General features: G+C 45.3%; 6 protein-coding genes. 3 read left to right on the top strand and 3 right to left on the bottom strand.

The window, feature by feature from the left end; translation table 11 throughout:
* Positions 1 to 272: 272 nt before the first annotated feature.
* From QUA16_RS34870 to QUA16_RS34860, 3 genes are all read right to left on the bottom strand, one after another.
* A complete protein-coding gene (locus QUA16_RS34870; RefSeq protein WP_333109620.1) occupies positions 273 to 1,079 on the bottom strand; it encodes a DUF1838 domain-containing protein in 807 nt (268 codons plus the stop codon).
* A 147-nt stretch (positions 1,080 to 1,226) separates the two neighbouring features.
* A complete protein-coding gene (locus tag QUA16_RS34865; RefSeq protein ID WP_333109618.1) occupies positions 1,227 to 1,514 on the bottom strand; it encodes an RNA-binding protein in 288 nt (95 codons plus the stop codon).
* 1,249 nt (positions 1,515 to 2,763) lie between these two features.
* Positions 2,764 to 2,982 carry a hypothetical protein gene (locus tag QUA16_RS34860; protein ID WP_190736419.1) on the bottom strand — a complete coding sequence of 73 codons (219 nt, stop codon included), beginning with the start codon at positions 2,980 to 2,982 and terminating at the stop codon, positions 2,764 to 2,766.
* Positions 2,983 to 3,292: 310 nt separating this feature from the next.
* On the opposite strand from QUA16_RS34860, the gene egtC reads away from it, so the two are divergent.
* The 3 genes from egtC (at position 3,293) to egtD (ending at position 6,808) form a co-directional block, all read left to right on the top strand.
* On the top strand, positions 3,293 to 4,081 hold the full coding sequence (gene egtC / locus QUA16_RS34855; RefSeq protein ID WP_333109573.1) for an ergothioneine biosynthesis protein EgtC: 789 nt from the start codon (positions 3,293 to 3,295) through the stop codon (positions 4,079 to 4,081).
* A complete protein-coding gene (locus tag QUA16_RS34850; RefSeq protein ID WP_333109574.1) occupies positions 4,053 to 5,384 on the top strand; it encodes an ergothioneine biosynthesis protein EgtB in 1,332 nt (443 codons plus the stop codon). Before egtC ends, QUA16_RS34850 begins: the two co-directional genes overlap by 29 nt.
* A 380-nt stretch (positions 5,385 to 5,764) precedes the next feature.
* A complete protein-coding gene (gene egtD / locus QUA16_RS34845; RefSeq protein ID WP_333109575.1) occupies positions 5,765 to 6,808 on the top strand; it encodes an L-histidine N(alpha)-methyltransferase in 1,044 nt (347 codons plus the stop codon).
* Positions 6,809 to 7,025: the final 217 nt, after the last annotated feature.

Genomic DNA, 7,025 nt, shown 5'->3' with positions numbered 1-7,025 from the left:
CGCTTTAAATTCAGTTCCAATTCTAGTTGTTAACATTTCTTTACTTACCTTTGTTTTTTTATACCGACCTACTTACCGGATTTGATATGATGCGGTAATGTCCTGGTGCGCGCACCCTACATTGACAGTTCGCGATCGCACTCCGACTGCTCGAAACCGGGGAAAGATGGACGAAAAGACGCGTTTGGGCCTGCCGATTCAGTAAAAAACCCGGTTTCGCATGGGCCGCCATGCGATCGCGAACTGATTGAGGGCATTCATCTATTATGAGCTTATGCTTCCGGTGCTGGCAGAGGGAATCTTTCTCCCGCGAGATAAGCATCAAAGTTCTGTTGAAAATAAATCCAAGAAGTCATATCTTCCACATCTAATTGCGATTTCGGCGCATCTTTATACAAAGGAATGCGAGTTTTGATTTCATCTTGCAGCAATTGAGGTAATTCTGTCCAACTCTTGACTTTGGAACCCGTGGCACTGTAAATCATGTTACCGGGTCGATTTCCCATTTTCATCCATGCCAGCCACGGCCCGATTCTATCCCAACTCAGAATTACTTGAGAAACTGAGACAAGTTCGGGATTTAATAATTCTGCTGTGGGCACTGTCAGCTTAAATAATTCTGCTGCTTGATAGATGGGATTTGGACTGTAATCAACAAATCTGGCATCCTCAGCTAAAGGATTAGGATAGTTGGGAAATAAGTCAAAGACAAAAGTCGTAATTTCAGGCTCTACTTTAGCCGGGAAAATTCCTTTAAAATTCCCTTGGACGGGGTTGTTAGCAACGTGAGCAACCGTTAGGGTTTCTCCTGTCCAAGGGTTCTCCCATTTGTGGAGAATTTTTCCGCTGTTGGGGTCTAGATAGTAAGTTAGTTCTCGCGAGGTGAATTTCCAGCCGCCCTCGCCGTCAGCAATACACCTGCTTGCACTCATGCCAAGTATTTTGAACAAGCGCTTTTTCGGCTCGTTGGGAACAAAAGAGTAAATATAACCGTTCCAGGTGAGAAATGTTGCTTCACCGTCTAGGGAACTGCGCGTTTTCACCCATTCTTGGGCATCAAATTCTTGTAATAAAACCATACCGCAGGCTCCTGTAAATAATCGATGTTTTTGTGCAGCGGAGTTGACATTTCATCCCCAAAATCCACTGCTGGTAGCAATTCGGCGCTACTGGCGCACTGGTGCATCAGGTGGGTTCCGAGAGGATGTCAACCGCCGCATCGCAGACTAATATCCGTCGTTTCTCTTGATACCTGCGCCTCGATTTCCCTCTTCTTTCGGTTTAGCTTTGTTCACTCGCAAGGGACGCCCCATCCACTCTGCACCGTCTAATTCGGCAATTGCAGCGTCTTCTTGGGCATCCTCCATCATCTCAACAAATGCAAAACCGCGCATCCGACCGGTTTCCCTGTCGGTAGGCAAGACAACTCGCTTGACTGTGCCGTGTTCTGCAAATACTGCTTTCAGGTCTTCTTCGGTGGCGCGGTAAGACAGATTTCCAATGTAGATAGTCATGTCGATCGAACTGAACTTGTTGTGCTATACATAATAACCTGTTAATTTAACTGTCAAGTGCTATCTAGCATACAACTGGGCGATCGACTCTGACTAAAAGGGTTTGGCGCATTGACCGAAAGCATCCAGGATACAAGCCCCCGGATTTATGCGTGGATAAATAAAAAACCTGTATCCGATAAATAAGCCCCCAAATTTATCCGTGGGGTTAATGCTTCAAATCTAAAATCTAAAATCTAAAATCTAAAATCGATTGACCAACCCTTGGTAATGGCTGCAATAGTTAGCTTAATCAAAACTCATATCCTTACTCGCCCTGCGGATGAGTGAGGATATGAGTTTTGGGGCGACGAGAAATCCCACCCCTGAACAATACTTGATTTTCATCAGATCAGTGATAGGTGGGCGACGGATCACCAAGCATCTTCGGAAACAAAGCGACTAACAAGGTATAGCAATCCTCGCATCATTTGTGAATTTCTTACTCCCTCCCCGCGGCTTCGGGGAGGGTTGGGGAGGGGTAAAAAAATTACGATTTATTTAGGATTGCTATATGGTTCATAAAGTTCTAATATATAGCAATCCTAAATGATTTGTGTAATTCTTGTAGGGGCAAACCCCCCGTGGTTGCCCCGCCTTGGGTGGGGTAGGCACGGGGAGTAGGGGTAGCACTACCCCTACATATTTTTACAACTGATTTAGGATTGCTATAAGTTAATTTAAGAAGGAAAATGATACAATTAGATTTGATACTTTTTATGATCCGGCAACCTACCGAAACAATGAAAAAATGCTTTATTAATGATGGAAAATGGTCATAAAAAGAGGCAAAATCAGTAAATAAAGTAATCAAGAAAAAGGGCGAAAGTAATATACTTGTCGCCCCCTTCGCCTGATTTATCATAAGACTGAAAAATTATGGTCAAAACTTACAAATATTTTCGGTTTTATCAACACAACAAATTATCAATAATTAGGAAAGGCGATCGAGTTTGCATTCCGTCAACTTTCTCAGCAAGATATTGGGAACTGGTTTACACACTGCTGTTATTGTTCTTCATCTATCTGAGAAAGGCTATACGGGAATCGCTTGTGTCTGTGCAGACTTTCTAGCGGGGACTGAGAAATTCAATCTAGCCAAATCTGGAAATCCCGTAAGGGAAAAACGCGAAAAGCCAAACAGTGAAGTTTGGAAGCCCACGCCATAACTGTAATCAGTTTGGCGTTGGGAGGATGTTACTGCTTTTCCTTAGTCGATCGAGATTGACTGAGGCCCCGTGCTTTTACCGTTGGTGGGTTCGGCTGGGGGAGTAGTGTAGGAAGTTGAACCAGCTTGCTCGTCGATCCAGCTTTTAACGGGATCTTCGTGAAGGTTGAGTCGAAGCAGGCCAGATAAAAATCCGCCCGCGAAGGCGATCGGCTGTTCGATCAATTCTTTCGCCATTGGGATGAGTTCGTCGAGGAACATTCAAGAGTCTCCTTGTGCTGCAGGGGTTCTACCTTAACTGTATCGTTTGTACTGCGATGCTGGCAGCGGCCTACAAAAAACCTTCCAGCGCTGAAGATGGGCGATCCTCTTCGAGGGCTTCGCTAACGGGCAATTTTTCGGCTAATGACTTACAATGCTAAGGAATGAGAATTAAATAACTTCCACTCTTGAAAGTGGGATGGGCGTCCCGCCCGTCCAAAAAGGACGGGCGGGACGCCCATCCCACAATAACAATTAAAATTGTAAGTTATTTAATTCGCGATCCTCATCAAATTGCTGCAAAAATTTTATGTGCCGTTTGCTGGGCTACCTCGGTGAGCCGATTTTACTTGATGCTATTCTGTACAAGCCGGAACATTCTCTAATTGTGCAGAGTTACCAGCCCCGCGAAATGACTTCTGGCCTACTCAATGCTGACGGTTTTGGTATTGGTTGGTATCACCCGCACCTAGATACTGACCCGTTTACCTATAAAAATGTACAGCCAATTTGGAGCGACGTTAACCTTCCGAGTATCAGTCGATTCGTTGAATCTGGATGCGCGATCGGATACGTTCGCAGTGCAACTTCAGGACAAGCTGTAGATTTGAGCAACTGTCAGCCGTTTCAGAACGATCGCCTGCTGTTCGTACACAACGGCTTCGTGAAGAATTTTCGGCAAACTCTTTACAGACCAATTCGCGATCGCCTCAGCGATACGCTGTATCAATCAATTAACGGTACTACAGACTCAGAGCATATCTTCGCCTTGTTTGTCAATGAATTGACCGCCGGAAATCTGACCATACAAGCTGCTTTGCAAAACTCGCTGAAAACTTTGGCAGAGCTAGCAAACTTTCACCAAGTAGAATTTTCAGCTAATATAATTATCAGCGACGGACACCAGCTCGTTGCCTCTCGCTTTGCTTCCCAAAAAACCCCTCCTTCCCTCTATTGGCTGCGAGACGATTTAAATTTCCCGAATTCTGTCATCATTGCTTCTGAACCTTTATTTGCTGGCAATTGGCACGAGTGTCCAGTCCAGAGCATTATCAGTACCGGAGTAGACCGTGATATCCAAATCTATCCAATCTTGTAGAGAGGCAATTTATGGCGATTTGCAGCAGTGTCGCAGCGGCACTTTCAAGCTATTTGCAGACATCGATTATGATACTTTTTGCCGTCAAGCTCATCCTGATTTCAGTCCAGTTGGCTGGCACTTAGGTCACATTGCTTATACTGAGGATTTGTGGCTGTTGCAACGGTGTGCTGGGTTGAAGCCAGTCTTTCCTGAGTATCACCAACTGTTTGCTGCGGATATTTTGCCAAAAAAACAACGGGTTTTTCTGCCGACGTTACTTGAAGTTGAATTATATCTGGACGCGGTGAGAAAAAAGCTGTTAGATTATTTGGAAGTAGCGCCGATCGACGAGCAAGAACGTCTCTGGCGGTTTATTATTCAGCACGAAAGTCAGCACTGCGAAACTGTTGCTTTCGTGTTGCAAATGCACAGGAAGAAGGAAGGAAGGCACGACACGGATTTGGACGCGGATACACGGATTAATTCTCTACAACACAGAGGAATCAAGCGAGGAATAAAGCAGCAGAAATTCCCAATGCCCAATGCCCAATTCCCGATGCCCCATGCCCCATGCCCCATTACCGATTCGGCGATTGAAATTCCGGGCGGAGAATTTTACATGGGAAGCGATGCTGCTGAGGCTTTGGATAATGAGCGATCGCGCCACCTGTGTTATTTAGAAGCATACTCGATCGATCGCTATCCCGTCACTTGCCGTCAATACCAAGATTTCATGGAATCCGGCGGCTATCAAAACCCTGATTGGTGGTCAGCAGACGGCTGGAAATGGCTGCAAGGCGAAGCCGTCTCTCAACCGCTTTACTGGTCAGAAAATCAAGCTTTCAACAACCATCCAGTCTGCGGCGTGAGTTGGTACGAAGCCGAAGCTTACTGCAACTTTATCGGCAAGCGTTTGCCATCGGAAGCCGAATGGGAAAAAGCGGCGAGTTGGGATGCCACAAATCAAACATATCGCATCTATCCTTGGGGAGAAGAACCGCCCAACGGCAGCCTGTGCAATCACGGCAATAATATTGCCAATACCTCGCCAGTTGATGCCTTTCCTAAAGGAGCAAGTGCGATCGGCTGCTATGATATGTTAGGCAATGTTTGGGAGTGGACTGCTTCAACCTTTGACGCCTATCCGGGATTTGAAAGTTATCCTTACAGGGGATATTCTCAAGTTTATTTTGATGGAGAACACCTGGTTTTGAAAGGCGGGAGTTGGGCGACTTTTCCGCAGGCACTGCGATCGACCTTTCGGAATTGGTACTATCCGGGCGTGCGGCAAATTATTGCTGGTTTTCGCTGTGCTAAGTAGTTTGCTAGGTAATTATTACTACCATCAAATTTGTTCAGAGTGAGGAATTTATTCATCGGACTTTTCAGATGAACAAATTCCTTAATAATTGCATTATAAAGCTTATTTGACGAACATCAGATAAATGGCGGGAGGGGGAATGGGAGACAAAATTTGTTTGCGAAATGCCTAACTTTTTTCCATGTAACAAGCTCAAGTAAAACAAGTTTTGTTAATTATTAAATAATTTTCGTGGATAAATTTTAAGTTTTAATTGTGGATGCGATCGCCATCGGGTGAGAGAATAGAGAATGGAGAGTGGCCTGAAAAATCTGACTTGAGCGCGATATTTGGCAACGCGATTGCGTGCTATACCCATATGTGCATCTAAAAATTAGTTTATGAAATCCCCAAGACTGTCCGACACGACAAACTCAGCCTCAACGAAGGAAAACCGGCTGCATTTAGAGCGGCTGGTGAGCGCTGCGGCACTGACACCCGCAGAAATCAATGCTGGCAGCGATGCAGTTAGCGGGTTGACTCAAACCCCCAAATCCCTGCCTCCAAAGTATTTCTACGACGATCGCGGCTCAAACCTGTTTGAGTTGATTTGCCAGTTGCCGGAATACTACTTGACACGCACTGAGACGGCAATTTTGCAGGGGTGCGCGGGGGCGATCGCCAATTTAACGGGCCCTTGCCAAATCGTCGAACTCGGCAGCGGCAGTTCCACCAAAACTCGGATTCTCCTTGATGCTTACAGTCAACTGGAATATCCCCTGCATTATTTGCCGATCGACATTAGTCCTACTATCCTAGAAAGCAGCGCTTGTCAACTGTTAGCAGATTATCCGTCGCTCCACATTCACGGACTTGTCAGCACTTACGAATTAGCCTTAGCTAAAATTGCACCGTCACCGTTGCCAACCCGAATGATTTGCTTTCTAGGCAGTACCCTCGGCAATCTCAACGCTCAAGAATGCGATTTATTCTTCTCGCAAATTGTCGGTGCCTTGCAGCCGGGAGAGTATTTTTTGCTGGGAATTGACTTGGACAAATCTAAGGATATTTTAGAGCCTGCATACGATGACAGTCAAGGAGTAACGGCAGCATTTAACTTGAATATGCTGCGACATTTAAATCGAAAATATGAGGGAAATTTTGATTTATCACAGTTCGAGCATTGGGCTTTTTACAATCAAGAGGAATGTCAAATTGAAATGCACTTGAAAAGTAAAAAAGCGCAAACAGTGCACTTGCGTTCTCTCAATTTAACGGTTGAATTTGCAGCGGGAGAAACTATCCGCAGCGAAATATCGCGCAAGTTTAATCTCAATACGGTAAAAAAAGAACTTTCGCAGCGGGGTTTAATGCCAGTGCAGGTTTGGACAGATCCAAATCAGTGGTTTGGCTTGATGCTTTGTCAGATGTCAGTTGACAGTTGACCGTTGGCAGTTGGCAGTTGGCAGTAGGCAGTAGGCAGTTGGCAGTTGTTATTTGTTTTGAATATCTCCCAATAATCAGTAACTACTGACTACTGACTGCTGACTACTGACTAATAACGTTCGCGAGCGGGGACAGCACTATGACTACTGACTACTGACTACTGACTACTGACTACTGACTACTGACTACTGACTACTGACTACTGACTACTGACTA

This window comes from Microcoleus sp. S13_C3, assembly GCF_036700905.1.
Taxonomy (GTDB): Bacteria; Cyanobacteriota; Cyanobacteriia; order Cyanobacteriales; family Microcoleaceae; genus Microcoleus.
This window is presented reverse-complemented; position numbering and strand designations above follow the sequence as displayed.